The sequence below is a fragment of the Pantoea sp. 22096 genome, assembly GCF_052045955.1.
Classification (GTDB): domain Bacteria; phylum Pseudomonadota; class Gammaproteobacteria; order Enterobacterales; family Enterobacteriaceae; genus Pantoea; species Pantoea alfalfae.
The window spans coordinates 2,132,405-2,156,978 of record NZ_JBQEPW010000001.1 but is presented as its reverse complement, the minus strand read 5'-3'; the positions used below and the strand labels follow the sequence as shown (position 1 = coordinate 2,156,978).

Below are 24,574 nucleotides of genomic sequence, written 5' to 3'. Positions count from 1 at the left end.
GGATTCATGATCGGGCAACTTAACTTTCCCGCCCTGTGGCCCTACTGGCCGGAGCTGCTCTCCGGTCTGTGGGTCACCATCCAGCTGACGGTGCTGGCGACCACCGGTGGCGTGGCGCTGGGCATTGCGGGCGCCGCGCTGCGCAGCGGCAAACCGAGCTGGATGAGCCGTCTGTGGGGCATCTATGTCGAGCTGATCCGCAATACGCCGTTTGTGGTGCAACTGTTCTTTATTGTTTTTGGTCTGCCTGCGCTGGGGCTGAAACTCACTGCGGGTGAGGCGGCGCTGCTGGCGATGCTGATCAATCTTGGCGCCTACAGCACCGAGATCATCCGCGCCGGGATCCAGGTGACGCCCAAAGGGCAGTGGGAAGCGGGACGGGTGCTGGGATTAACCCGCAGCCAGACCTTTCTGCGGGTCGTGCTGCCGCCTGCGCTGCAGCGCATTTATCCGGCGCTGGTGAGTCAGTGCATCATCGTCATGCTGGGCTCGTCGGTGGTGTCGCAGGTCTCCTATGAGGAGCTGACCTTCGCAGCCAACCTGATTCAGTCGCGCACCTTCTTAAGTTTTGAGGTCTATCTGGTGACCACGCTGATCTACCTGGCGTTGTCGATTGCGATGCGCCATCTGCTGCTGGCGATTGGCCGTAAATGGTTTGGAGTGCAGGCATCATGATGACGACCTTTACCGACTGGGACATCCTGCGCAATCTGCTTCTGGCGGCGCGCTGGACTCTGTTGCTGTCGCTGGTGGCCTTTGTCGGCGGCACGCTGGTGACGCTGCCGCTGCTGTTTCTGCGACTGCTGCAGCGTAAGTGGCTGACACGCGCGGTACGCGGTTACACCGCGCTGTTTCAGGGCACGCCGCTATTGATGCAGCTGTTCCTGGCGTTTTTTGGCGTCGGCCTGTTTGGTATTGATGTCGCGCCCTGGACCGCCGCCTCGCTGGCGCTGACCTTTTACACCAGCGCCTTTCTGGTCGACATCTGGTACGGCAGCATCCGCGCCCTGCCGAAAGGGCAGTGGGAAGCGTCGCGCTGCCTCGGCCTGACCTTCGGTCAGACGCTATGGCGGGTGGTGGCACCGCAGGCGATCCGCATCGGTATCGCCCCGACCGTAGGATTCGCGGTCCAGGTGATTAAGGGCACCGCGCTGGCGTCAATTATCGGCTTCATCGAGCTGACTAAAGCCGGCACCATTCTGAACAACGTGACCTATCAGCCGTTTAAAGTCTTTGGGCTGGTGGCGCTGGGCTACTTCCTGATGTGTTATCCGCTGTCTCGCTACAGCCAGTATCTGGAGAAAAAATTCAATGCCGCTCATCACCATTAATCAGGTGCAAAAATATTACGGCGACAACCATGTGTTGAAAGGCGTGGATCTGGATATCGACATGGGCGAAGTGATCTCGATCATCGGTCGCAGCGGATCGGGTAAAAGCACGCTGCTGCGCTGCATGAACGGTCTGGAAGGCTATCAGGAGGGCAGCATCAAGCTCGGCGGGATGACGATCACCGACCGCGATTCGCAGGCGCGTGAAATCAGCCGCTCGGTCGGGATGGTGTTTCAGAGCTTCAACCTGTTCCCGCACATGACGGCGCTGGAGAACGTCATGCTGGCGCCACGCCGTGTGCTGAAGAAAAGCGAGGCCGAGTGCCGGGCGCTGGCTGCGCAGATGCTGGAGAAGGTCGGGCTGGGCGAACGCCTTAACTACTATCCTGCCAGCCTCTCCGGCGGTCAGCAGCAGCGCGTGGCGATTGCCCGTGCGCTGGCGATGACGCCGAAAGTTTTACTCTGTGATGAGATCACCTCCGCGCTCGATCCCGAACTGGTGGGCGAAGTGCTCAAAGTTCTTGAGCAGCTGGCGGCAGAGGGAATGACGCTGATCCTCGTCACTCATGAAATGAACTTCGCCCGCGACGTGGGCGATCGTGTGGTCTTTATGCATCAGGGGCGCGTCTGGGAGCAGGGCGACAGTAAAACGCTGTTCGCCCAGCCGCAGACGCCGGAACTTAAGCAGTTTATCTCTTCGGTTCGCCTCTGATTCTGAAAAAGGAAAGGAAGATGGATATCAATCACTACCCGCAACTCAATCCGCCACAGCGTCTGCTGATGGGACCTGGGCCGATCAACGCGGATCCCCGCGTGCTGCGCGCCATGTCGAGTCAGCTGCTGGGGCAGTACGATCCCGCGATGACCCACTACATGAATGAAGTGATGGCGCTCTATCGCGGCGTGTTTCGCACAGAGAACCGCTGGACGCTGCTGATTGACGGCACCTCCCGCGCCGGTATCGAAGCCATTCTGCTGTCATCGATCCGGCCTGGCGACAAAGTGCTGGTGCCGGTGTTTGGCCGCTTCGGTCATCTGCTGTGCGAAATTGCCCGCCGCTGTCGTGCGGAAGTCCACACCATTGAAGTGCCGTGGGGTGAAGTCTTTACCCCGGACCAGATCGAAGATGCGATTAAAAAAGTGCGACCGCGCCTGCTGCTGACCGTGCAGGGTGACACCTCGACCACCATGCTGCAGCCGCTGGCGCAGTTAGGCGCAATCTGCAAACAGTATGACGTGCTGTTCTACACCGATGCTACCGCGTCGCTGGCGGGTAACGCGCTGGAAACGGACGCCTGGGGACTGGATGCCGTCTCGGCGGGGATGCAGAAATGCCTGGGCGGCCCATCGGGTACCTCGCCGATCACCCTGAGCGCAGAGATGGAAGCCGTGATCCGCAAACGCAAATGCGTAGAGCAGGGGATCCGCACCGAAGCACATCAGGATGGCGAAGAGGAGATGATCTACTCCAACTATTTTGATCTCGGCATGATCATGGATTACTGGGGCCCGGAGCGGCTCAACCATCATACCGAAGCCACCAGTGCGCTGTTTGGCGCGCGCGAGTGCGCCCGTCTGATCCTGCAGGAGGGTCTGGATAACGGCATCGCCCGTCACAAACTGCACGGTGAAGCGATGCTGAAAGGCATTCAGGGGATGGGGCTGGAGACCTTCGGCGACCTGAAAAACAAAATGAACAACGTGCTGGGCGTGATGATCCCGTCTGGCGTGAATGGCGATCAGGTGCGCAAACTGATGCTGGAAGATTTCGGCATTGAGATTGGCACCTCGTTTGGCCCGCTGCATGGCAAGGTGTGGCGCATCGGCACCATGGGCTACAACGCGCGCAAAGACTGCGTGATGCAGACGCTGTCCGCGCTGGAAACGGTGCTGACCTATGTCGGCTATCGCACGCCACAGGGTGCCGCCGCGCAGGCCGCCTGGGATCACTACGGGAGCCACGCATGATGATGAGCGCCAGCGAAGCCCAGGCCGCTGCACAGCGCGTTATGGCGCGCTGCGATGCGCTGGCGGCGATCAGCGAAACGGCTGAGGGGCTGACCCGCGTCTACCTCTCCCCAGAACATCTGCGCGCCAACGCCTGCGTCGGTGAGTGGATGCAGGCGGCGGGGATGCAGGTGTGGCAGGATGCGGTCGGCAATATCTGCGGGCGCTACGAGGCGGCAGAAGCGGGTGCGCCTGCGCTGCTGCTTGGCTCGCATCTCGACACGGTGCGCAACGCCGGTCGCTACGACGGGATGCTGGGCGTACTCAGCGCCATTGAAACCGTGCAGTGGCTTAACGAACATCAGTGCCGCCTGCCGCTGGCGATTGAGGTGATTGGTTTCGGCGACGAAGAGGGCACCCGTTTTGGCATTACGCTGCTCGGCAGTCGTGGCATTACTGGCAGCTGGCCGCAAAGCTGGGTGACCCATCCTGACGGCAACGGCATCACCGTAGCGCAGGCGATGGCCGATGTCGGGCTCGATAGCGACAGAATCGCCTCTGCGGCACGGCGGGTTGAGGATATCGTCGGGTATCTTGAGCTGCACATCGAGCAGGGCCCCTGCCTGGAGCAGGAGGATCTGGCGCTGGGCGTGGTTACGGCGATCAACGGTGCGCGCCGGCTCAACTGCCGTTTTACCGGAGAAGCGGGCCATGCGGGCACCGTGCCGATGACCCATCGCAAAGATGCGCTGGCCGCCGCTGCCGAGTGGATGGTGTTTATCGAGCAGACGACGCGTGAGCAGGACCCGCAGCTGGTCGCCACCGTCGGCACGATTAACTGCGCGCCGGGGGCGGTCAATGTCATTCCGGGTGAGATATCACTGTCGCTGGACGTGCGTGGTCCGCTGGATAATCCGCTGGAGACGCTACTCTCCAGCCTGTTAACCCAGGCCGAGGCGATTGCGCTTCGCCGTGGACTTCGCTTCGAGTCGAACGAATATTATCGCATCGGTGCCACCGCCTGTGACTCTGCGCTGCAACAGGCGCTGAGCCATGCGGTTGAAACGGTGCAGGGTCGCAGCCTGTCGCTGCCGAGCGGCGCCGGGCACGACGCTATCGCCATCGCTGAACGCTGGCCGGTCGGCATGTTATTTGTGCGTAACCATCGCGGCATCAGCCATCATCCGGCGGAGTCGGTGGCGGTGGAAGATGTGGCACCTGCGCTGCAGGCTTATTTACAGGCGGTCTCGCTGATTGCCGGACGGAGCTGAACATGGAATTAGCCGCATTTAATCAGCTTTCCGCTGACGAAGCGCAGGCGGCCATCCGGCACTGTGTGGCGCTCCCGCACTGGCAACAGGCGCTGGTGGCGGCCCGGCCTTTTGCCACCACCGATGCATTACTGGCAACTGCCGATGCGCTGGCGCGTCAGTGGCAGCAGCCTGAACTGGAGGCCGCACTGTCGGCACATCCGCGCATCGGTGAACGCGCAAACGGTGCAGATAAAGAAGCCGCGTTGTCGCGCGGCGAGCAGTCTGCAATGCAGCAGGCCGATCACGCTCTGCAACAGGCGATGCAGCAGGGCAATCAGGCATATGAAGCGCGTTTTGGCCGGGTGTTCCTGATACGCGCCAGAGGGCGCAGCGGCGAGCAGATGCTGGCAGAGTTGCAGCGCCGGTTGCAGAATAGTGAGGTTACCGAGCAGCAGGAGGCGCTGGACCAGCTGCGTGAAATTACTCTGTTACGCCTGAAGGAGACGATGCAATGAGTACCGTGACGACCCATATTCTTGACACGGCGCTGGGCAAACCGGCCAGCGGTGTGGCGATTTCACTGGAGCAGAACAGCCCGGAAGGGTGGTTTCCGATTTCTCAGGGTGAAACGGACAGCGACGGACGTCTGAAAGATCTGACGCCTGAGCCGCTTACGCCGGGTCATTACCGTTTAACGGCGGAAATTGGCGACTATTTTGCCGTCGCCGGTCGGGATGCGCTCTACGTCAGCGCGCAGATCGATTTTGTCATTGCCGAGGCGGGCAGCCACTTTCACCTGCCGTTTCTGATTTCGCCCTGGTCGTGGTCAACTTATCGCGGCAGTTAAAGGCTGATGGCCGCGCCTGCGATTTACAGCGAAAAACGATCCGCATCCTGCCAGGCCGGAAAACGCTCGCGGTAAGCATTAAGTGCGTCCAGCGACAGCTCAGCATCCAGTCGGGCGCGCTGATGCGGCTCGGCTGCGCTAAGGATCTCGCCCTGCGGCGAAATAATCTGGCTGTCGCCACTATAGTGATGCTGATTGCCGTCACTGCCGACGCGGTTACAGCCTGCCACATACGCCTGATTTTCAATCGCCCGCGCTAACAGCAGCGCCTGCCAGTGCAGCGCGCGTGGCGCAGGCCAGTTGGCGACATAGAGCGCCAGATCGTAATCGTTGCGGTTGCGCGAGAAGACCGGGAAGCGCAGGTCGTAACAGATTTGCGGCAGGATGCGCCAGCCGCGCCACTCAAAGACCTGACGCTGCTCACCAGGCAGATAGTGATGATGCTCGTCCGCCATGCGGAACAGGTGACGCTTGTCATACTGATGCAGCGTGCCGTCCGGCTCGACCAGCAGGAAACGATTTACCGCGCCGTTTTCGGTCTGGATTGCCGCGCTGCCGCCGATCAGCGCATCGGTGCGACGGGCATGCTGATGCAGCCATTCAACCACCTGCGCCTCTGGCAGGGAGCTCTTTGCCGCCTCCATCGCAAAGCCGGTAGTAAACATCTCTGGCAGCAGAATCAGATCGCGTCCGGTGAATCCGGCCAGCTGCGCGTCAAAATGGCGCAGGTTGGCCTCGCCATCCATCCAGCTCAGCGTCTCCTGCAAAACGGTAATTTTTAAAGCTGACATAAGCGCTCCGCGGCGGCATCTAATGTCGCCGGCTTTTTGGCAAAACAGAGGCGGATCAGTTTATAGGGGAAAGCATCGGCGCAGAACACCGACAGGGGAATCGCGGCGACGCCCACTTCGCGGGTCAGCCACTGGCAGAAACTGACATCATCCAGATCGGAGATGGCGCTGTAATCGACCAGCAAAAAGTAGGTGCCTTCGCAGGGCAGTACCTTAAAGCGGCTGTTGCTCAGTGCCGTCGCCAGTCGATCGCGGCGATCGCGATAGAACGCCGGCAGCTCAAGATAGTGTTCCGGATGCTCACGCAGCATATCGGCGATCGCCAGCTGCGCCGGGGTATTCACCGAGAAGGTCAGGTACTGATGCACCTTGCGCAGTTCGGCGCTGATTGCCGCAGGGGCAATGCAGTAACCCACTTTCCAGCCGGTCATGTGGAACGTCTTGCCAAACGACGATACCGCAATGGCGCGCTGCCGCAGTTCAGGATGGGCCAGCACGCTGGCGTGGCCCGTCTCATCGAAGCAGATGTGCTCATACACTTCGTCGCTCAGCACATAGATTGGGTGCTGAGCAATTGCCTGCCACAGCGCGGCGAAATCCTGCTGCTGCCAGACGGTGGCCGAAGGATTGTGCGGCGTATTCAGGATCACCAGCCGGGTTTTGTCACTCAGTAGCGCAGCAAACGCCTGCCAGTCCACCCGAAAAGCGGGCGGTTGCAGCGTAATGCGTTTCATCACGCCGCCCGACAGCTCCACCGCAGGGGCATAGCTGTCGTAGCTGGGATCAAAGCAGATCACCTCATCGCCTGGCCGCACCAGCGCGGTAATCGTCGCATAAAGCGCTTCTGTTGCGCCCGCCGTCACCGTGATTTCCGCCTCAACATCCGGACGATAGTCATAAAGTCGCGCGGTTTTCTCTGCAATCGCCTCACGCAACGGCAGCGCACCGGTCATCGGCGCATACTGATTCGCGCCCTGGCTGACGTGATACGCCAGTCGCTGCTGCAGATAGTCCGGGCCGCTGAAATCGGGAAAGCCCTGTGAGAGATTGATGGCGTTGTGCTGCTGCGCCAGCGCACTCATCTGGCTGAAAATCGTGGTGCCGAGCAGAGGGAGTTTACTCTCGGGGATCAGGTTGTGCTGCGTCATGGTGTCAGGCCTTAAGCGCGAAGATTGATGCGGTGTCACCCGGTGTTTGTGCCACTATAAACAGGATGGTAGTATTTGGCAATCAAGACGCTTAGACGGCTAAATGCGTCATGCTCCACACCTCAGCTTCGTTAGCTTCGTTTGCTTACCCCGGTCACTGACAAGTGTCAGCTCACGGGGATGCGCGCACTTGCTGCCTCGCTGAGATGCGGATCATTTCGCATTTACATGCGCCATGTTACACACGGTCCATTTAGCATTTACATGCGTCATGAGCTGCGCGTCGGCGGCGTTGGCTACCCGTACTTATCCGGAATTATATTTCACCGCAAGGAACCTTTATGTCGCAGAGTCTTCCGTTAGATCAACTGGTCGCCGCCTGTCACTGGATTGGGGCGAAAGGCTGGGCACCGGCCACCGGCGGGAATATGTCCGTGCGCCGTGATGAACATGTCTGCCTGCTGAGTGAATCGGGCAAAGATAAAGGCACGCTGACGCGGGATGACTTTATCGAGGTCGATATCGCCACCAGCCAGTCGCTCTCTGGCCGTAAGCCGTCGGCAGAAACCGGGCTGCACACGATGATCTATCGCCTCTTTCCGGAGGCAGGCGCGGTGCTGCACACCCACACGGTCAATTCGACCGTACTGTCGGGGGTGGAGCAGGGTGCGGCGCTGCTGCTGCATGGCTATGAGATGCAAAAATCGTTAAGCGGCCAGCACACCCACCTGGATACCCTGGCGATTCCCGTTTTCGACAACAGCCAGGACATTACGGCGCTGGCGTCAGAAATTGAAGATTACGCTGCCCGCTTTCCGCTGCGTTATGGCTTCCTGCTGCGCGGCCACGGCTTAACCTGCTGGGGCCAGGATGTCAGCGAAGCCCGCCGTCATCTGGAAGGTCTGGAATTTTTATTCGAATGTGAACGTCAACGTCGCCTGCTGGAGAAAGCATGATTCGCGCCATTGTTACTGATATCGAAGGCACCACCAGCGATATCCGCTTTGTACATAACATCCTGTTTCCCTATGCCCGCCAGCACCTGCCGGACTTCGTGCGTAACAATGCGCACCAGCCCGAGGTGGCAGCGGCGCTGCAGTCGGTGCGTGAAGAGGCCGATCAGCCGCAGGCTGATCTGAACGGGGTGACGGACATTCTGCTGAGCTTTATGGACCAGGATCGCAAATCCACCGGCCTGAAAGCGCTGCAGGGGATGATCTGGCGTGACGGCTACGTGAACGGCAGTTTTACCGGTCATCTCTATCCCGATGTCCTGCCTGCGCTGCGCCACTGGAAGGCGCAGAGCATTGAACTTTATGTATATTCCTCCGGCTCGGTTGCGGCGCAGAAATTGTTATTTGGCTACAGCGACGAAGGTGATATTACTGGCCTGTTCAGCGGCTATTTTGATACGCACGTGGGTGCCAAACGCGAAGTCGCGGCTTATCGCGCCATCGCCGCTGAAATTGGTCGGCCAGCGGCGCAGCTGCTGTTTCTCTCCGATATTCATCAGGAGCTGGATGCCGCCGCAGAGGCGGGCTGGCAGACAATGCAATTACTGCGTGGCGAAGCGGACGACGAGAGCCGCCATCGTCAGGTGACTGATTTTACCCAGATTAACCCGGAGTCGATTTAGGATGAGCGCACTGACTATTTTTACCGACCGCGAAGCCAGCCAGCCGGTGTGGCACAGCACTGACGCGGAAGCGATTCGTGACCGCCTGAATGCTAAAGGTGTCCGTTTTGAGCGCTGGGAAGCCGATCGCGATTTGGGTGAGAACCCGGATGCCGAAACGGTGATCAACGCCTATCAGCATGCGATTGATCGGCTGGTGGCGGAGAAGGGCTATCAGAGCTGGGACGTGATCAGCATGCGTGCCGACAATCCGCAGAAAACCGTGCTGCGCGAGAAGTTTCTCAATGAGCATACGCACGGTGAAGATGAGGTGCGTTTCTTTGTCGAGGGGGCCGGGCTGTTCTGCTTGCATCTGGATGGTGAGATCCTGCAGATCCTGTGCGAGAAAAATGATCTGATCTCGGTGCCCGCGGGCACGCCGCACTGGTTTGATATGGGATCGTCACCGCACTTCACGGCTATCCGTATTTTCGATAATCAGGAAGGCTGGGTAGCGAACTTTACCGGCGATAAGATTGCGGATGCCTATCCGCGTCTGGCGTAATCAGCCCGTCGTTTTCGCAAGGCGTTTGCCGCTCACGGTAAACGCCTTGCAGACCGTTACTGCGGCTGGAAGATGCCGTTCTGTACCTGGTCAGGCGTGACCACGCCGGTATCCAGCACCCAGCCGCTGATCAGGGCGGCGGGCGTAACATCAAACGCCGGATTGTAAACCTTTGCCGCTTCCGGTGCCCACTGCACGCTGCCAAAACTGCCGGCTACGCCCGTCACTTCGCTGGCGGCGCGCTGCTCAATGGGAATCGCTGCGCCATCAGGACAGCTGCGATCCAGCGTAGTGTGTGGGGCCGCTACGTAAAACGGAATCTGATGATAATGCGCCAGCACCGCCAGGCTGTAGGTGCCGATTTTATTCGCCACATCGCCGTTGGCGGCAATGCGGTCAGCGCCGACCCACACCGCATCCACTTCTCCACGGGCCATCAGGCTGGCGGCCATGGAATCGGTGATCAGCGTGTAAGGAACCGCCAGTTCGCCCAGCTCCCAGGCGGTTAACCGGCCGCCCTGTAACAGCGGGCGGGTTTCATCCACCCAGACATTCTTAATCAGCCCCTGCTGATGGGCGCGGGCAATCACGCCCAGCGCCGTACCGACGCCAGCGGTGGCCAGCCCGCCGGTATTGCAGTGGGTCAGCAACTGGCTATGGGGTTTCACCAGCGTGCAGCCCGCGTCAGCGATGGCATCACACAGCAGCTTATCCTCCTGCACCAGCCGCCAGGCTTCTTCAGCCAGCGCGGGGGTAAAGTCTGGCTGTGCCAAGGCCACTTTCATCCGATCCAGGTTGTTCATCAGATTGACCGCAGTAGGGCGGGCGGCACGCAGGGTCTCCAGTGCCTGCGCCAGTTCAGCGCGCGTCAGTCCCTGTTCTGCCAGCAGCGCCAGCAGCAGCGAGGCGGAGAGGCCGATCAGCGGCGCACCGCGCACCCGCAGCGCGTGGATATGTTCAATCAGCTGAGGCACGCTGTGCGCGGGCAGCCAGTTCTTCTGCTGCGGCAGCGCCTGCTGATCCAGAATCCAGAGCTGATTGTCACGAATCTGTAAACTGGTGGTTTGAAGTCTCTGCATTGTGGGTGAAATCCATGTTGCGTTAATGATGCGTATTGTGCCAACATGCTGAACGGATGTATAGACGTCTGAACGGCTTATTATCCCTGAGTGACCCCCTTCGAATGATAAGGAACAGGCAATGTCGCAATACCGTACCTTTACTGCTGCTGGTGCTGTGGAATATGCCCGACAATTTGGCGGCGTGGACAATCCTGCCGCGCTGAGCAGCGCAGAAGAGATTGGTGATGGCAACCTTAACCTGGTGTTTAAAATTTATGACGATCAGGGCAACAGTCGGGTGGTGGTCAAGCAGGCGCTGCCCTATGTGCGCTGCGTAGGGGAGTCCTGGCCACTGACGCTGGATCGGGCGCGGCTGGAAGCGCAGACCCTGGTCGAACACTACAAATATTGTCCGCAGCATACGGTGAAGATCACCCATTATGATGCGGAGCTGGCAGTGATGGTGATGGAAGATCTCTCCAGCCATCGCATCTGGCGCGGCGAGCTGGTGAAAGGCGCGTATTACCCGCAAGCGGCGCAGCAGTTAGGCGACTATCTGGCGCAGACCCTGTTCCATACTTCCGACTTCATCCTGCATCCGCATCAAAAAAAGGCGGAAGTGGCGCGTTTCATTAATCCGGAAATGTGTGAAATCACCGAAGATCTTTTCTTTAACGATCCTTACACCAACCATGAGCGCAACAGCTATCCCGCTGCGCTTGAGCCCCTGGTCGCCAGCCTGCGTGATGACGATGCGTTGCGCATTGCGGTGGGCGGCCTTAAACATCGCTTCTTTGCCCATGCTGAAGCGCTGCTGCATGGCGATATTCACAGCGGCTCGATTTTCGTTGCGGACGGCAGCCTGAAAGCGATTGATGCAGAATTTGGCTATTTTGGCCCTATCGGTTTTGATGTCGGCACCGCCATCGGCAACCTGCTGATTAACTACTGCGGCCTGCCGGGTCTGCTGCCTCCGCGTGAGGCCGCCGATGCACGCGAGCAGCGTCTCAGCGATGTTCACACCCTCTGGACGACCTTTGCGTCAGGCTTCCTGGCGCTGGCGGCAGAGAAGACCCGCGATGAGGCGCTGGCTTATCCAGGCTATTCGCAAGCATTTCTGCGTAAAGTGTGGGCCGATACCATCGGTTACTGCGGCACCGAACTGATTCGCCGCACGGTGGGGATGTCTCACGTGGCGGATATGAAGCTGATTGCCGATCCGGCAATGCGTACCGACTGCATCCGCAATGCGATTAACCTGGGACGTACGCTGATTCTGGCAGCCGATCACGTCGAAGATGTGGATGCGCTGATTGCCCGCATCCGTCAGGCGGGATAAAAAAAGCCGACATGATGTCGGCTTTCAGGTAAATCAAAGGCTGGCTGTAAGAGTGTGCCTGCGCCGGTAACAGGGTCAGACCGGAAAGTCGCTAAAGCCATCCCTGGCTCGCTCGGCCCGCGCAATTACGCACCTCATCCCTGAGGTGCGCCCGTAAACGGGCCAACGCTTTGCGTTGTTCAAAAACGCTCCCGGCGTTTTTGTCCGTGGCACGGGACGCTTTCCTCTTCTGACCCTGCTCCCTGCGCCTTAAGCTAATCGATTGTGGTCAGATTCACCTGGATTTGTCATTGTCAGCTCTTTTTGGCCGACGAGGCGTCGACCTCTGAAAACAGTGCTGACTCCCATCGCTTTAAGTTCAGTACCCGATGCTGATATCACATCGGCCCTGAATCTTATGCCGCCTCACTTGCCCGTGACGCAGGCTGAGGGGCTTTCTCTGGCACCGGTACGGCCAGTGCCTCCGGCTCAAACTCATCGACGTTAATCGAACGCAGACGACTGGCTTCAGCACGCTTCAACACGTCAGCCTCTTTAGCATCAATCCAGCCCTGCTCCAGCGCACGCTTCGCCAGCGCGTCCAGCCGGGTAAAGGAGAGGTGCTGTTTCGTCTGTTTACACAGCCTGTCATGGATCACTTCTGCCGCCATCACATCCTGCAGCGCCTGTTCCAGCTGACCGGCAGGGTTGTGCTCACTCGGCGTCAGATACATGCCACGGCCCAGACGGCTGCGGGTAGCCGACGGCTGTTGCAGCATTTTCGCCAGCTGATGATCCAGGCGATCAGATGGCGCAGGGCAGTGATGACCGCCAGCAAAAATGGTCATCCGCAATGCACCCGCCACCAGACGGTTCGGGAAGTTACGCAGCAAATCGTCGATAGCCACTTCCGCCTGATGCAGCGCATCCTGCACGCCCCAGTGAACCAGCGGCAGATCGGCTTCGTTGCGGCCTTCATCGTCATAGCGTTTCAGCGTCGCAGAGGCAAGATAGAGCTGGCTCAGCACATCGCCCAGACGCGCCGAAATACGCTCGCGGCGTTTCAGGCTGCCGCCCAGTACCGCCATCGACACATCAGAGAGCAACGCCAGATTGGCACTGATGCGGTTCAGGTGCTGGTAATAACGGCGGGTGCCATCCCGGGTCGGACTGGCGCTGGTGCGCCCTGCGGTTAAGCCCAGCCACAGGCTGCGCATAGTGCTGCTGCCCACGTGCCCGATATGGCTGAACAGCGCCCCGTCAAACGCATTAACATCGTTGCTGGCTGCGGCCGCCATCTCCTGCAGCACATAAGGATGGCAGCGAATCGCGCCCTGTCCGAAGATAATCATGCTGCGGGTCAGAATGTTAGCGCCTTCCACCGTGATAGCGATCGGTGCGCCCTGATAGGCACGGGCCAGGAAGTTGCTGTTGCCGAGCATGATGCCTTTACCGCCCGCAATATCCATGGCGTCGATAATGGCGCGCTGACCGCGATGGGTGCAGTGATATTTCACAATCGCCGACAGCACTGCCGGTTTTTCACCCTGCATAATCCCGGCGGTAATCAGCGTGGCCGCCGCATCCATCACGTAAGCGTTACCGGCGATGCGCGCCAGCGGCTCTTCAATCCCTTCCATCTTACCGATTGAAACCCGGAACTGACGGCGGATATGGGCATAGGCACCTGTCGCCAGCGCCACACTTTTCAGGCTGCCGGTTGAGTTCGATGGCAGCGTAATACCGCGGCCTACTGACAGACATTCCACCAGCATCCGCCAGCCCTGGCCGGCCATTTCCGGCCCGCCGATAATATAGTCAATCGGTACAAAGATATTGTTGCCACGCGTCGGCCCGTTCTGGAACGGTACGTTAAGCGGGAAGTGGCGATGGCCAATTTCCACGCCGGGAGTATTCGTTGGAATCAGCGCACAGGTAATGCCAGGATTCTCATTGTCGCTGAGCAGATGCTCCGGGTCGGAAAGCTTGAATGCCAGGCCCAGCACGGTGGCGATTGGCGCCAGCGTAATGTAGCGCTTGTTCCAGGTCAGGCGCATGCCCAGCACCTGCTGACCCTTCCATTCGCCCATGCAGACGACGCCGGTATCGGGGATCGCACCGGCATCTGAACCCGCTTCCGGGCTGGTCAGCGCAAAGCAGGGGATCTCATCGCCGCGTGCCAGCCGCGGTAAATAGTGATTTTTCTGATCTTCGGTGCCGTAGTGCTGCAGCAGTTCGCCCGGACCCAGTGAGTTAGGCACGCCCACGGTAATCGCCAGAATCCCGGAAACGCCTGACAGTTTTTGCAACACGCAGGCCTGTGCATAGGCGGAGAAATCGAGTCCGCCATACTCTTTCTTAATGATCATCGCGAAGAAGCGGTGCTCTTTCAGATAAGCCCAGAGTTCCGGCGGCATATCGGCCAGCTCATGGGTAATCTGGAAATCGTTAGCCATGCGGCACGCTTCTTCAACCGGGCCATCGAGGAAAGCCTGCTCTTCGGCAGTCAGGCGCGGCTGTGGATAGTTGTGCAGCTTCTGCCAGTCCGGTTTGCCCTGGAACAGATCGCCTTCCCACCAGGTGGTGCCCGCATCAATCGCTTCTTTCTCGGTGCGTGACATCGGCGGCATCACCTTCTGGAAGCGCTGAAAGATCGGCTTTGAAAACAGGCTGCGGCGCAGTGACGGCAGGTTAAATGGCAGCAGGATGATCGCCAGCGGCAACAGCAGCCACGGCGTCCAGAGATGAGCAACAGCCATCGCCGCAGTCCACAGCAACAGGATGGCGCTGCTGAGCCGCAACGACAGGCGGTGATAGAACAGGGCGCCAATCAGCGCCACAGTGGCAAGTATCGAAACAACCATCATAATGAACCGCTCCAAGTAGTAAGAGGTCTGACCTGTTATGTAGAGAGGTTTAGAGTAGTTGAAGGGATTTATCAATTTGTTTACATCGCAATTACAACCTGCCTCACAAAAACCGTTTTTAGCCCATTTTTGCATCAACTGTGGCAATGATCATCGCCGCCACTATCTGGCCGGACATGGCATGACGCTTTGCGCTGACCGGCCATTCCGTTAAACTTGCTGCGATTAACCTCTCCTAAAAAAGGACATCCCTATGTACCAGGACATCATCCGCTCTGAGCTTAATGAAGCTGCGGATACGCTGACTAAATTCCTCAGCGATGACGCCAATATTCATGCGATTCAACGTGCTGCGGTGCTGCTGGCTGACAGTTTCAAGGCGGGCGGCAAGGTGCTTTCCTGCGGTAACGGCGGTTCACATTGTGATGCGATGCATTTCGCCGAAGAGCTGACCGGTCGCTACCGTGAAAATCGTCCTGGCTATCCGGCGATTGCTATCTCTGATGTCAGCCATCTCTCCTGCGTCAGTAATGACTTTGGTTATGACTATGTCTTTTCGCGCTATGTGGAAGCGGTAGGACGACCAGGCGATGTGTTGCTGGGCCTCTCAACCTCCGGCAACTCTGCCAATATTATTAAAGCGATTGAAGCTGCGCGTGCGCAGGGGATGAAAGTGATCACCCTGACCGGTAAAGATGGCGGTAAGATGGCAGGCAGTGCCGATATTGAAATCCGCGTGCCGCACTTTGGTTATGCCGATCGCATCCAGGAGATCCACATTAAAGTGATCCACATCCTGATGCTGCTGATCGAAAAAGAGATGGTGAAATAACTGCGCTGGCCTCCTGCCTGACGGGAGGCCGCAAAATCAGAGGTGGTGGCTATGTGCGAATTGCTCGGGATGAGCGCCAATGTTCCCACGGATATCTGTTTCAGCTTTACCGGACTGGTTCAGCGGGGCGGTGGAACCGGGCCTCACAAAGATGGCTGGGGCATTACCTTTTACGAAGATAAAGGTTGTCGTACGTTTAAAGATCCGCTGCCGAGCTTTAACTCGCCGATTGCGCGTCTGGTGCAGGAGTATCCGATCAAATCACATTCGGTGGTGGCGCACATCCGCCAGGCGAATCGTGGTCAGGTGTCGCTGGAAAACACCCACCCGTTTACCCGCGAGCTGTGGGGCCGAAACTGGACCTACGCGCACAACGGTCAGCTTAAAGGCTATCGTCAACTGGAGACCGGTACATTCCGGCCCGTGGGCGAAACGGACAGTGAGAAGACGTTCTGCTGGATCCTGCATCAGCTGGCGACACGCTATCCACGCACGCCGGGCAACTGGCCTGCGGTGTTTCGTTTTATCGGAGAGCTGGCCGGTTCGTTACGGCAGAAGGGCGTGTTTAACATGCTGCTGTCAGATGGCCGCTATCTGATGGCCTTCTGCTCCACCAACCTGTTCTGGATAACCCGCCGCGCACCCTTTGGCCGGGCGCAGTTACTGGATCAGGATGTGGAGGTTGATTTTCAGCAGCACACCACGCCGCATGACGTGGTGACGGTGATTGCTACGCAGCCACTGACGGCCAATGAAACCTGGCAACGGATTGCGCCAGGTGAATGGGCGTTATTCTGCCTTGGAGAGCGCCAGGAATGAACGTGAAGCGGCTTCGGGACTGGCTAACACCGGTGCCGGGCTGCTGTTCATCACATATTTCCCGCTGGCGACATTGACCATCGGCGGCTGGTGATATTTCGCAAAGTACGCATAGCCCGGCTGCAACTGTTGCCAGAAACTGGCATCGCTGGAGTAGCGGTGACGCTGCATGTTGCTGTCGGTCATGCGGAACGGATAGATGCTGATGCTGACATCCTGCTGGCCGTTACGCAGCGCCGCGTTCACATAAGTAAAAATCTCATCCATATAGGCGTTGGTCATGGCATAGCAGCCAATCGACTTACAGTCGCCATGAATCATCAGGTAGTTGCCGCTATAGCCCTGATTACGATCGTACTGATTCGGAAAGCCAATATTAATCGCGCGATAAAACCGGCTGTCCGGCTTCAGCTGATTCAGCTTCACGTTGTAAAAACCTTCCGGGCTTTTGAAATCGCCTTCACGACGTTTCGGGCCGAGGCCGCCAGAAAAGTTACAGATGCGATAGGTATCCAGCAGGCGGAATTCATTACCGATTTTGCCGTAGAGTTCGAGCGTGCGTTCTTCCTTGAAAATCTGGATATAGACCGGGGTACCGAGTAACTGCTTCTTTAATTCTTTGCTGACCGGTGCCGCTGAGACGGGTTCGGGTGTCATTGCCATGCTGAGGGCTGGCAGTAAAATCATCGCAAACAGGAGTGCGATTTTGCCCATGCTGTGTATACCTTGAGGTGAAGAGAACATGACGCAAAATGTGCGTCTTTGTTTGCATTATCGGAACTGTCCGCTACCGCAGCGCAACATTAAACATTGTCTGTTTTTTTAGCAAGACGCCGACAGCCAGATTCGCGATTTACTGAAAGATATTCGGCCACAAATTTGTAAACTTTAATTGTGGGCGCGACAAATATTGCAGTTACCCCTGCCAACTGTATACTTATCCAGTGCCGGAGGGGGTATGCGTAAAATCATTCATGTCGATATGGACTGCTTCTATGCCGCGGTGGAGATGCGTGATAATCCCCAGCTGCGCGATATCCCGATCGCTATTGGTGGCAGCCGCGAACGCCGCGGCGTGATCAGCACCGCTAACTATCCGGCCCGCAAATTTGGCGTGCGCAGTGCCATGCCAACCGGCATGGCACTTAAGTTATGTCCGCATCTGCGTCTGCTGCCAGGCCGTTTCGACGCCTATAAAGAAGCCTCCGCACAAATTCGCGATATCTTTACCCGCTACACGCCGCTGATCGAACCGCTCTCCCTCGATGAAGCCTATCTGGATGTCACCGACAGTCCGCACTGTCACGGCTCCGCCACGCTAATGGCGCAGGCGATCCGCGCCACCATCTACCGTGAAACCGGGCTTACCGCGTCAGCGGGTATCGCGCCGATTAAGTTTCTGGCAAAGATCGCCTCGGATCTGAATAAGCCGGACGGACAGTATGTGATTACCCCGCCAGAGATGGCCGGTTTTCTGCTGACCCTGCCGCTGGCGAAAATTCCAGGCGTCGGCAAGGTCTCGGCCAAAAAGCTGGAGGAGATGGGGCTGGTCACCTGTGGCGACGTGCAGAAGGCAGATTTAGCGCTGCTGCTGAAGCGCTTTGGAAAGTTTGGCCGGGTGCTGTGGGAGCGCAGTAACGGCATTGACGATCGCGAAGTTATCGTCGAGCGCGAGCGTAAATCGCTGGGGGTGGAACGCACGCTGGCAGAAGATATCAGCGACTGGGACGCCTGCATGGAGATTATCGACTTTCTCTATGCTGAACTGGATCGCCGGCTGACGCAGATACGACCTGACAAACAGGTGGCGCGGCAGGGCGTGAAACTGAAATTCAGCGATTTCCAGCAGACGACCCAGGAGCATATCTGGCCGGTACTGAATAAAGAGGACATGATTGCCATCGCCCGGAAAACCTGGGATGAGCGTCGTGCCGGGCGTGGCGTGCGGCTGGTGGGACTGCATGTCACCATGGTGGATCCCCAGCTGGAGCGTCAGCTGCTGCTGGGTCTGTAACGATCAGCCTCACCGCCCGATGAGGCTGACCTCCGATTACTTCTTATATTTCGCCGCCAGAGTCGCAAACCACGGGGCAACGAAATCCTCATTGCTGCCCCAGCCCGGAATAATCCTGTTCAGCGATGCAACGTTCACCGCGCCAGGCTGACTGTTGAGCTGCTGCTGAGAGATTGACGCGGCTTTAAACTGGTAAGTCGCTGGTGTCTCTTCACCGGCAATCTTCTTCGCGACCAGACGCATATTCACCGCGCCGATGGTTTTAGGATCGACCGCCACCGTCTGCACCCACGGGCTGTTTTTCTCGCGCATCAGCTGCAAATCCTGGTTCGAGACATCGATGCTGTAGAGCTTGATCTCAGTACGGCCATTCTCCTGTAGCGCTTTGTAAGCGCCCTGGCTGAAGGCATCCCACGCACCCCAGATCGCGTCGATTTTGCCTTTCGGGTATTTCGCCAGAATCGCACCAATCTTGTTGGCCGTATCGCCCTGAACATCCGTCGACACTGCGCCAATCGACTCCAGCTGATGAATGCCCGGATTCTCTTTCAGCAGTTTTTCATACACCACCTGACGGCGCTCCATCGGCGGGAAACCGGCGACCCACAGCTTGACGATATTCGCCTTGCCGTTGAAATCGTGAATAAGCTGGCCGAGCGACAGCTGTGCCAGTGAAGCATCATCCTGCGCCGTGACGGTGACGCCCGGAATCGGATTATCCACCGGGGTATCAAACACGGATAGTTTGATACCGGCATCGGCAATACGCTTCACCAGTCCGCTGGCGTAAGGCGCTTTACCGTGCGACAGCACGATGCCGTCATATTTCTGGCTGATCGCCTGATTTACGAAATCCTGGAAGCGCGCATCGTCGCCGTTGCTGAGAAAGGTGCTGACTTTAAAGCCCAGCTGGCGACCCTGCTGAATGGCACCGGCAACAAACTGGGTGGTGTTGTCATCGGAGCCGAGATTGCGGATCACCGCAATGCGAATCGGGCCATCATGGCTGGCGATTGCCGCAGGCACCGGGGTGACGGTGTCTGCGAAGGCGGCGCTGGCGTTCAGCAGGCTCAGGGCCAGTAGCGAGAGTGTTATTTTTTGCATTGTTATCAACTCCGGTAAACGCGCCTCAGCGGCGCTGGATATAGGTGATCGCCAGTGCTAACGCCAGCACCAGCCCTTTAATAATGTCCATGGCGTAATAGGGCACAGAGAGCATGACCAGGCCGTTCTGCAGCACGCCGAGGATGACCGCGCCAACCAGCGTGCCCAGCGCGTTGGGCTTGCCGGAGCCGGCCAGCGAGAAGCCAATCCACGCCGCCGCGACCGCATCCATCAGGTAGCCGCTTCCGGCGTTGACCTGCGATGAACCGATACGCGAGGCGAGCAGGATGCCGCCCAGACCGGCCAGCAGAGAGGCAATCACATAAGCCAGCACCCGGTAGCGGGTGGTGCGGATGCCGGAGAGGCGCGCCGCTTCCGGATTACCGCCCAGCGCATACATCCGGCGACCATGTTTAGTCAGCGACAGCGCCAGCTGTGCGGCGACGGTCACCACCAGCATAATGATGACGATGGTCGGCACCTGGCCGAGCAGGCCAAACGTCGCTGGAATGGTGCCTTCTGCCATATCACCGCTCGGCAGCACCATATTCTCGGTGATCGACCCGCCAAAGCTGTAGGTCATTGCCACACCCTGAATCACAAACAGGGTTGCCAGCGTCGCCAGCATGTCGGGAATGCGCAGGATCACAATCAGGAAGGCGTTAAACAGCCCGACCAGGGTGCAGAGCGCCAGGGTGAGCAGGATGGCGGTGGTCGTGCCGAAGCCGTACCAGACAAACAGCGAAATCACTAAGGCATTGGCGAGCGAGGCGGTCGAGCCGACCGACAGATCAAAGCCGCCAACCGTCAGGGAGATGGACACGCCGATCGCAATCACCGTAACAATCGCAATCGAGCGCAGAATGTTGATGATGTTGTTGGGTTCAAGGAAGCTGTCGGAGGCCAGGCCAAAGGCAGCGATCAGGAGCACCACCGTAAGCAACATGCCCCATTTATAGAGAAAGTCGAACAACTGGTGACGCCACGGCGAGGGGGTCAGGTTCAGGCGGGTTTCTTTACTGCTCACGCAGGGGTTCCTCCGGTGGAATAGAGCAAAAGCGTCTCTTCGGTCACGTCGCGTGCAGCCAGCTCGGCCACAATGCGTCCATCCCAGAGCACGCAAATCCGGTCGCATAAGCCGACCAGTTCAGAAAATTCCCCCGACGCGTAGATAATGCCTTTCCCTTCGCGCGCCAGGTTATCGATCAGGGTGAACAGCTCGGTTTTGGCTTTGATATCCACGCCTTTGGTCGGCTCATCAAAAATCAGCACATCAGCGTTGTTGCGCAGCCATTTGCCAATGGCCACTTTCTGCTGGTTGCCGCCGGAGAGACGCCGCAGTGTCTGTGCCGGGCCAGTGGTGCGTACCTGCAACTGCTGGATAACCTGCTCAGCCCAGCGCCACGCCTGACGATGCCCGAACAGGCTCCAGCGCGAAAAGCTGTCGTCCGCGCTGACGCTGAGGTTCATCGCGACCGACTCATCAATAAAGATCCCCTCTTTGCGCCGTTCTTCCGGCACCAGCGCCATGCGGCGACTGACGGAGTCGTACGGCGAGCGGGGCTGCCACGGCTGACCATGCAGTTCCCCGCGACTGACGCGGCTTTTGCTGGCACCAAACAGGGCTTTGCAGAGTTCGGTTTTGCCCGCACCGGCCAGACCGGCGATGCCCAGAATTTCGCCTTTGTGCAGCCTTAGCGAGATATCCTGCAGCAGCTGTTCATCGTGAAGGCCTTCTACCGCCAGCAGCAGTAGTTGTGCCTGCTGTGCACGGCGGGCCGGGAAGATATCGGTGAGCTGATGGCCCAGCATCTTCTCCACGATCTGTTCGCCGCTCAGCGCCGCCATCGGGCCGGTTTCAATCAGGCGGCCATCACGCAGCACCGTCAGCTGGTCGCAGATTGCTTTTAGTTCATGGATGCGGTGAGAGATAAACACTACGCCGATCCCACTGGCCTGCAGACGACGCACCACGGCAAACAGCCGCTCGCTTTCGTGCTGATCCAGCGGGGCGGTGGGTTCATCCAGAATCAGGAAGCGGCAGTGGTGCGACAGCGCCCGCGCCAGCAGAATTTGCTGTTTTTCCGCCAGGGTGCAGCGCTCCACCAGTCGGTTGACGTCCAGTGCCACGTCGAGCTGCGTCAGCAAGGCCTGAGCCTGACGGCGGATCTCGCCCCAGCGATAGCGGTGGCCTGGTTCTGCCAGCCGATCCAGCAGAATGTTTTCCGCCACGCTGAGCTGCGGCACCAGGGCGACATCCACTTCCTGCTGAACCAGATGGATACCCAGCTGTTTTGCATCACGCGGCGTGCGGATGGAGACCGGCTCACCATCCAGCAGGATCTCGCCGCTGTAGTGGCTATGCGCGCCGGACAGGATCGCCATCAGCGTTGACTTCCCCGCGCCGTTCGCGCCGGTCAGCGCATGGACTGAATGGCCGTCACTGCGGAAATCCACCGACGATAGCGCGGCAAACCCGCCAAAAGCGATGGAGATGTTACGCATCTCAAGGCGGTTTAACCCTGGCATGTCATTACTCTCCTGAAGAAACACTGGCCGCATTTTTTCCTGAACATTCAGGCGCGGCAACAGCCGAAAGCGCATAAGCTAGCACGAAATCTTATTAGCCATCCAGACATCCGGACATAATGGCGGCTGTGACCAGCGAACCGCGGGAACGTGGCGGAATTGCGGGGTAAAGCGCGGAAAAGGCAGCGGATTATGCTGGGCGTGAATGACAGGCATAAAAAAACCAGGCCGGAGCCTGGTTGACTTTTTTTGTGACAGAATTACTTTTCTGGCACCACATTCAGCAGGGTGGTCAGCAGTTTCCAGTAAAGACCAACGCTTTCGATGTGAACCTGCTCATCCGGCGAGTGCGGCCCGGTGATGGTCGGCCCAATCGAGACCATATCCATATCCGGATAAGGCTTTTTGAACAGACCACACTCCAGACCGGCGTGAATCACCTGAATGTTCGGGGTCTTATCAAACAGCGCGATATAGGTCTGACGGGTCAGCGCCATGATGGCGGAGTCCGCATCCGGCTGCCAGCCTGGGTAGCCGCCTTTCGCTTTGGTCTGCGCGCCAGCCAGCTGGCCCAGCGAGGTCAGCATCTGCACCACATAATCGCGGCCGGTGTCGATCAGCGAACGGATCAGGCAGTTGATCTCTGCGTGATCGTTTTCCATCGTCACCACACCGATATTCAGTGAGGTTTCGACCACGCCTTTCGCCACGTCTGAATTGCGGATCACGCCGTTTGGCGTGCTGTTCAGCAGGTTCAGGAAGCGATCGCGGCTGTCAGTGCTCAGGGCATCACCCTGATGCGCCAGCGGCTCGGTGACCAGAGCGATGTTTGGCTCTTTAATGCCGTGCTCGTTTTTGATGGCGCTAAGGAAGTGCGCCGCCGCGGATTTCAGCGCATCCGCTTTGTGGCTCTCGACCGCCACGGTGGCAAAGGCTTCACGCGGAATTGCGTTGCGCAGCGTACCGCCGCTGAACGCCAGCAGACGCAGATCCAGATCAGCCGCGTGTGCCGCCAGGAAGCGCGCCAGCAGTTTGTTGGCGTTGCCGAGGCCCATATGAATATCAGCGCCGGAGTGACCGCCACGCAGTCCTTTCAGCGTCAGCTTCAGGGTCTGGAACTCAGCAGGTACGGTTTCACGGGTCAGCGGCAGGGTAGAGACGAAGTCGATACCGCCTGCACAACCCATGTAGATCTCACCTTCTTCTTCGGAGTCGGTGTTGATCAGGATTTCAGCCTGCAGCCAGTTGGGTTGCAGACCGAAAGCGCCATCCATGCCGGTCTCTTCGGTCATGGTCAGCAGCACTTCCAGCGGGCCATGCGTCAGGCTGTTGTCAGCCAGTACCGCCAGCGCAGAAGCCATACCGATGCCGTTGTCCGCGCCCAGCGTGGTGCCGCGCGCTTTTACCCACTCGCCGTCAATCCAGGGCTGAATCGGATCTTTGGTGAAGTCATGAACGGTGTCGTTATTTTTCTGCGGCACCATGTCCAGATGCGCCTGCAGCGCAACCGGAGTACGGTTTTCCATACCTGCGGTGGCGGGCTTACGAATCAGGATGTTGCCGACCTGATCGCGCTCACACCAGAAGCCCTGCTCTTTAGCCCAGCCGGTGATGTAGTTCGCCAGCGCTTCTTCGTGAAAAGAGGGATGGGGAATCGAGCAGATCTTAGCGAAAATATCCCACAGTGGCTGTGGAGAGAGTTGAGACAATTCAGACACGACAGGTCTCCTGTGTCAGTGTACCGGCGAGGCCGGACATCGCGAGTTTCCAGTGAAAAATCGCCGTCAGAGAATCTGACGAGCCAGGCCTGAGAATATCACTGTTTTTTACCGGGTGCGCTCTCAGACGCGCTAAAAAGCCGCAACCAGCGCGCGGGTGCTGGTTTTTAGTGCGTCAACTCCTTATAATCTCGCGCAACCTTTTCCCCGTTGCACATTTTTACGCCACTTCGGTTGGCTGGGATTTCTATTCTATGAGCGAAAAATACGTCGTTACCTGGGACATGCTTCAGATTCATGCCCGTAAACTGGCCCAGCGCCTGCTGCCTGTTGAGCAGTGGACAGGCATTATCGCGGTGAGCCGCGGCGGTCTGGTACCGGCTTCGCTGCTGGCACGTGAACTGGGTATCCGCTACGTTGATACCGTCTGCATCTCCAGCTATGACCACGATCATCAGCGCGAAATGAAAGTGCTGAAGCGCGCAGAAGGCGACGGTGAAGGCTTTATCGTGATCGATGACCTGGTAGACACCGGCGGCACCGCTCAGGCGATCCGCGAGATGTACCCGAAAGCGCGTTTCTGCACCATTTTCGCGAAACCGGCTGGTCGCTCACTGGTTGATGATTATATCGTCGATATTCCGCAGGATACCTGGATTGAGCAGCCGTGGGATATGGGTGTGGTCTACATCCCGCCGATTGTAAAAAACTGATTGATACACATCAGACAACGCCCGGTTTTCCGGGCGTTGTGCTTTCTGAGCCTCGCACCCCGAATTGGCGTACAGTACACTTAGCCATCGCCGTTTTGTTGC

24 protein-coding genes are annotated in these 24,574 nt (G+C 58.4%); 15 read left to right on the top strand and 9 right to left on the bottom strand.

Annotated elements, in window-relative coordinates; all coding sequences use genetic code 11:
• The first annotated feature begins 6 nt into the window (after positions 1 to 6).
• Genes ACTJKZ_RS10195 through uraH form a run of 7 tightly spaced genes read left to right on the top strand, consistent with a single transcriptional unit; the run spans position 7 to position 5,378 of the window.
• The gene (locus ACTJKZ_RS10195; protein ID WP_161734529.1) at positions 7 to 675 is read left to right on the top strand and encodes an amino acid ABC transporter permease; all 669 of its coding nucleotides are present in this window, start codon (positions 7 to 9) and stop codon (positions 673 to 675) included.
• Positions 675 to 1,331, top strand: a complete 657-nt coding sequence (locus tag ACTJKZ_RS10190) for an amino acid ABC transporter permease (protein WP_161734556.1) — start codon at positions 675 to 677, stop codon at positions 1,329 to 1,331. Before ACTJKZ_RS10195 ends, ACTJKZ_RS10190 begins: the two co-directional genes overlap by 1 nt.
• Positions 1,312 to 2,043, top strand: coding sequence for an amino acid ABC transporter ATP-binding protein (locus ACTJKZ_RS10185; RefSeq protein ID WP_061061686.1), 732 nt, complete (start codon positions 1,312 to 1,314; stop codon positions 2,041 to 2,043). Before ACTJKZ_RS10190 ends, ACTJKZ_RS10185 begins: the two co-directional genes overlap by 20 nt.
• Before the next feature lie 20 nt (positions 2,044 to 2,063).
• Positions 2,064 to 3,299 carry a pyridoxal-phosphate-dependent aminotransferase family protein gene (locus tag ACTJKZ_RS10180; protein ID WP_161734527.1) on the top strand — a complete coding sequence of 412 codons (1,236 nt, stop codon included), beginning with the start codon at positions 2,064 to 2,066 and terminating at the stop codon, positions 3,297 to 3,299.
• Positions 3,296 to 4,549 carry an allantoate amidohydrolase gene (gene hpxK, locus ACTJKZ_RS10175; RefSeq protein ID WP_161734525.1) on the top strand — a complete coding sequence of 418 codons (1,254 nt, stop codon included), beginning with the start codon at positions 3,296 to 3,298 and terminating at the stop codon, positions 4,547 to 4,549. Before ACTJKZ_RS10180 ends, hpxK begins: the two co-directional genes overlap by 4 nt.
• Before the next feature lie 2 nt (positions 4,550 to 4,551).
• Positions 4,552 to 5,046, top strand: coding sequence for a 2-oxo-4-hydroxy-4-carboxy-5-ureidoimidazoline decarboxylase (uraD, locus tag ACTJKZ_RS10170; RefSeq protein WP_161734523.1), 495 nt, complete (start codon positions 4,552 to 4,554; stop codon positions 5,044 to 5,046).
• Entirely contained in the window at positions 5,043 to 5,378 is a 336-nt protein-coding gene (gene uraH / locus ACTJKZ_RS10165) for a hydroxyisourate hydrolase (RefSeq protein ID WP_161734521.1), read from the top strand. The genes uraD and uraH overlap by 4 nt, the downstream gene beginning before the upstream one ends.
• Before the next feature lie 23 nt (positions 5,379 to 5,401).
• Here the strand turns inward: uraH and ACTJKZ_RS10160 are convergent, their stop codons facing one another.
• Together ACTJKZ_RS10160 and ACTJKZ_RS10155 are read right to left on the bottom strand one after the other, a co-directional pair.
• Positions 5,402 to 6,169: an amidohydrolase gene (locus ACTJKZ_RS10160; RefSeq protein ID WP_161734519.1), complete on the bottom strand. Its 768-nt coding sequence runs from the start codon at positions 6,167 to 6,169 to the stop codon at positions 5,402 to 5,404.
• A complete protein-coding gene (locus ACTJKZ_RS10155) occupies positions 6,157 to 7,317 on the bottom strand; it encodes a pyridoxal phosphate-dependent aminotransferase (RefSeq protein WP_285086366.1) in 1,161 nt (386 codons plus the stop codon). Before ACTJKZ_RS10155 ends, ACTJKZ_RS10160 begins: the two co-directional genes overlap by 13 nt.
• A gap of 341 nt (positions 7,318 to 7,658) precedes the next feature.
• Here ACTJKZ_RS10155 and ACTJKZ_RS10150 point away from each other — a divergent pair, with 341 nt between their 5' ends.
• Genes ACTJKZ_RS10150 through ACTJKZ_RS10140 form a run of 3 tightly spaced genes read left to right on the top strand, consistent with a single transcriptional unit; the run spans position 7,659 to position 9,497 of the window.
• Complete coding sequence (locus ACTJKZ_RS10150) at positions 7,659 to 8,273, top strand: methylthioribulose 1-phosphate dehydratase (protein ID WP_260057564.1); 615 nt, start codon at positions 7,659 to 7,661, stop codon at positions 8,271 to 8,273.
• Positions 8,270 to 8,953, top strand: a complete 684-nt coding sequence (mtnC, locus tag ACTJKZ_RS10145; RefSeq protein WP_440829505.1) for an acireductone synthase — start codon at positions 8,270 to 8,272, stop codon at positions 8,951 to 8,953. Before ACTJKZ_RS10150 ends, mtnC begins: the two co-directional genes overlap by 4 nt.
• Position 8,954: 1 nt before the next feature.
• Complete coding sequence (locus ACTJKZ_RS10140; RefSeq protein WP_061061694.1) at positions 8,955 to 9,497, top strand: 1,2-dihydroxy-3-keto-5-methylthiopentene dioxygenase; 543 nt, start codon at positions 8,955 to 8,957, stop codon at positions 9,495 to 9,497.
• Between the two features lie 56 nt (positions 9,498 to 9,553).
• Here ACTJKZ_RS10140 and mtnA read toward each other — a convergent pair whose 3' ends face one another.
• Positions 9,554 to 10,576 (bottom strand): S-methyl-5-thioribose-1-phosphate isomerase, encoded by a 1,023-nt coding sequence (gene mtnA / locus ACTJKZ_RS10135; RefSeq protein WP_440829504.1) that lies wholly within the window; start codon positions 10,574 to 10,576, stop codon positions 9,554 to 9,556.
• Positions 10,577 to 10,697: 121 nt separating this feature from the next.
• Between mtnA and mtnK the strand changes: the two genes are divergently transcribed.
• Positions 10,698 to 11,897 carry an S-methyl-5-thioribose kinase gene (mtnK, locus tag ACTJKZ_RS10130; protein WP_440829503.1) on the top strand — a complete coding sequence of 400 codons (1,200 nt, stop codon included), beginning with the start codon at positions 10,698 to 10,700 and terminating at the stop codon, positions 11,895 to 11,897.
• Between the two features lie 395 nt (positions 11,898 to 12,292).
• Here the strand turns inward: mtnK and fadE are convergent, their stop codons facing one another.
• Positions 12,293 to 14,743 carry an acyl-CoA dehydrogenase FadE gene (gene fadE, locus ACTJKZ_RS10125; protein WP_161734505.1) on the bottom strand — a complete coding sequence of 817 codons (2,451 nt, stop codon included), beginning with the start codon at positions 14,741 to 14,743 and terminating at the stop codon, positions 12,293 to 12,295.
• 253 nt (positions 14,744 to 14,996) lie between these two features.
• Between fadE and lpcA the strand changes: the two genes are divergently transcribed.
• Both lpcA and ACTJKZ_RS10115 read left to right on the top strand, forming a co-directional pair.
• Complete coding sequence (gene lpcA, locus ACTJKZ_RS10120) at positions 14,997 to 15,575, top strand: D-sedoheptulose 7-phosphate isomerase (RefSeq protein ID WP_013356896.1); 579 nt, start codon at positions 14,997 to 14,999, stop codon at positions 15,573 to 15,575.
• Between the two features lie 51 nt (positions 15,576 to 15,626).
• Positions 15,627 to 16,394: a class II glutamine amidotransferase gene (locus tag ACTJKZ_RS10115; RefSeq protein WP_440829502.1), complete on the top strand. Its 768-nt coding sequence runs from the start codon at positions 15,627 to 15,629 to the stop codon at positions 16,392 to 16,394.
• Here the strand turns inward: ACTJKZ_RS10115 and dpaA are convergent.
• The gene (gene dpaA, locus ACTJKZ_RS10110) at positions 16,365 to 17,108 is read right to left on the bottom strand and encodes a peptidoglycan meso-diaminopimelic acid protein amidase (RefSeq protein WP_161734503.1); all 744 of its coding nucleotides are present in this window, start codon (positions 17,106 to 17,108) and stop codon (positions 16,365 to 16,367) included. The two genes, ACTJKZ_RS10115 and dpaA, sit on opposite strands and share 30 nt — an antisense overlap.
• Positions 17,109 to 17,352: 244 nt before the next feature.
• Here dpaA and dinB point away from each other — a divergent pair, with 244 nt between their 5' ends.
• Positions 17,353 to 18,408, top strand: a complete 1,056-nt coding sequence (gene dinB / locus ACTJKZ_RS10105; protein ID WP_440829501.1) for a DNA polymerase IV — start codon at positions 17,353 to 17,355, stop codon at positions 18,406 to 18,408.
• A gap of 36 nt (positions 18,409 to 18,444) precedes the next feature.
• Here the strand turns inward: dinB and ACTJKZ_RS10100 are convergent, their stop codons facing one another.
• The 4 genes from ACTJKZ_RS10100 to pepD all read right to left on the bottom strand — a co-directional run bounded on the left by ACTJKZ_RS10100 (position 18,445) and on the right by pepD (position 23,759).
• Positions 18,445 to 19,512, bottom strand: a complete 1,068-nt coding sequence (locus ACTJKZ_RS10100; protein WP_161734497.1) for a sugar ABC transporter substrate-binding protein — start codon at positions 19,510 to 19,512, stop codon at positions 18,445 to 18,447.
• A gap of 25 nt (positions 19,513 to 19,537) precedes the next feature.
• A complete protein-coding gene (locus tag ACTJKZ_RS10095; protein WP_161734495.1) occupies positions 19,538 to 20,539 on the bottom strand; it encodes an ABC transporter permease in 1,002 nt (333 codons plus the stop codon).
• The gene (locus tag ACTJKZ_RS10090; RefSeq protein WP_440829500.1) at positions 20,536 to 22,041 is read right to left on the bottom strand and encodes a sugar ABC transporter ATP-binding protein; all 1,506 of its coding nucleotides are present in this window, start codon (positions 22,039 to 22,041) and stop codon (positions 20,536 to 20,538) included. The genes ACTJKZ_RS10095 and ACTJKZ_RS10090 overlap by 4 nt, the downstream gene beginning before the upstream one ends.
• A 260-nt stretch (positions 22,042 to 22,301) precedes the next feature.
• Entirely contained in the window at positions 22,302 to 23,759 is a 1,458-nt protein-coding gene (gene pepD / locus ACTJKZ_RS10085; protein WP_161734491.1) for a beta-Ala-His dipeptidase, read from the bottom strand.
• 254 nt (positions 23,760 to 24,013) lie between these two features.
• On the opposite strand from pepD, the gene gpt reads away from it, so the two are divergent.
• Positions 24,014 to 24,472 (top strand): xanthine phosphoribosyltransferase, encoded by a 459-nt coding sequence (gpt, locus tag ACTJKZ_RS10080; RefSeq protein ID WP_003851171.1) that lies wholly within the window; start codon positions 24,014 to 24,016, stop codon positions 24,470 to 24,472.
• Positions 24,473 to 24,574: the final 102 nt, after the last annotated feature.

Excerpts from the sequence above, each read along its gene's own strand:
- ACTJKZ_RS10100 (WP_161734497.1), bottom strand. The coding sequence starts at position 19,512 with ATGCAAAAAATAACACTCTCGCTACTGGCCCTGAGCCTGCTGAACGCC.
- ACTJKZ_RS10140 (WP_061061694.1), top strand. The coding sequence starts at position 8,955 with ATGAGCGCACTGACTATTTTTACCGACCGCGAAGCCAGCCAGCCGGTG.
- mtnC (WP_440829505.1), top strand. The coding sequence starts at position 8,270 with ATGATTCGCGCCATTGTTACTGATATCGAAGGCACCACCAGCGATATC.
- ACTJKZ_RS10150 (WP_260057564.1), top strand. The coding sequence starts at position 7,659 with ATGTCGCAGAGTCTTCCGTTAGATCAACTGGTCGCCGCCTGTCACTGG.
- uraD (WP_161734523.1), top strand. The coding sequence starts at position 4,552 with ATGGAATTAGCCGCATTTAATCAGCTTTCCGCTGACGAAGCGCAGGCG.
- ACTJKZ_RS10185 (WP_061061686.1), top strand. The coding sequence starts at position 1,312 with ATGCCGCTCATCACCATTAATCAGGTGCAAAAATATTACGGCGACAAC.
- ACTJKZ_RS10180 (WP_161734527.1), top strand. The coding sequence starts at position 2,064 with ATGGATATCAATCACTACCCGCAACTCAATCCGCCACAGCGTCTGCTG.
- hpxK (WP_161734525.1), top strand. The coding sequence starts at position 3,296 with ATGATGATGAGCGCCAGCGAAGCCCAGGCCGCTGCACAGCGCGTTATG.
- ACTJKZ_RS10195 (WP_161734529.1), top strand. The coding sequence starts at position 7 with ATGATCGGGCAACTTAACTTTCCCGCCCTGTGGCCCTACTGGCCGGAG.
- gpt (WP_003851171.1), top strand. The coding sequence starts at position 24,014 with ATGAGCGAAAAATACGTCGTTACCTGGGACATGCTTCAGATTCATGCC.
- fadE (WP_161734505.1), bottom strand. The coding sequence starts at position 14,743 with ATGATGGTTGTTTCGATACTTGCCACTGTGGCGCTGATTGGCGCCCTG.
- dinB (WP_440829501.1), top strand. The coding sequence starts at position 17,353 with ATGCGTAAAATCATTCATGTCGATATGGACTGCTTCTATGCCGCGGTG.
- ACTJKZ_RS10155 (WP_285086366.1), bottom strand. The coding sequence starts at position 7,317 with ATGACGCAGCACAACCTGATCCCCGAGAGTAAACTCCCTCTGCTCGGC.
- ACTJKZ_RS10090 (WP_440829500.1), bottom strand. The coding sequence starts at position 22,041 with ATGCCAGGGTTAAACCGCCTTGAGATGCGTAACATCTCCATCGCTTTT.
- dpaA (WP_161734503.1), bottom strand. The coding sequence starts at position 17,108 with ATGGGCAAAATCGCACTCCTGTTTGCGATGATTTTACTGCCAGCCCTC.
- mtnK (WP_440829503.1), top strand. The coding sequence starts at position 10,698 with ATGTCGCAATACCGTACCTTTACTGCTGCTGGTGCTGTGGAATATGCC.
- lpcA (WP_013356896.1), top strand. The coding sequence starts at position 14,997 with ATGTACCAGGACATCATCCGCTCTGAGCTTAATGAAGCTGCGGATACG.
- ACTJKZ_RS10160 (WP_161734519.1), bottom strand. The coding sequence starts at position 6,169 with ATGTCAGCTTTAAAAATTACCGTTTTGCAGGAGACGCTGAGCTGGATG.
- uraH (WP_161734521.1), top strand. The coding sequence starts at position 5,043 with ATGAGTACCGTGACGACCCATATTCTTGACACGGCGCTGGGCAAACCG.
- ACTJKZ_RS10190 (WP_161734556.1), top strand. The coding sequence starts at position 675 with ATGACGACCTTTACCGACTGGGACATCCTGCGCAATCTGCTTCTGGCG.
- ACTJKZ_RS10115 (WP_440829502.1), top strand. The coding sequence starts at position 15,627 with ATGTGCGAATTGCTCGGGATGAGCGCCAATGTTCCCACGGATATCTGT.
- mtnA (WP_440829504.1), bottom strand. The coding sequence starts at position 10,576 with ATGCAGAGACTTCAAACCACCAGTTTACAGATTCGTGACAATCAGCTC.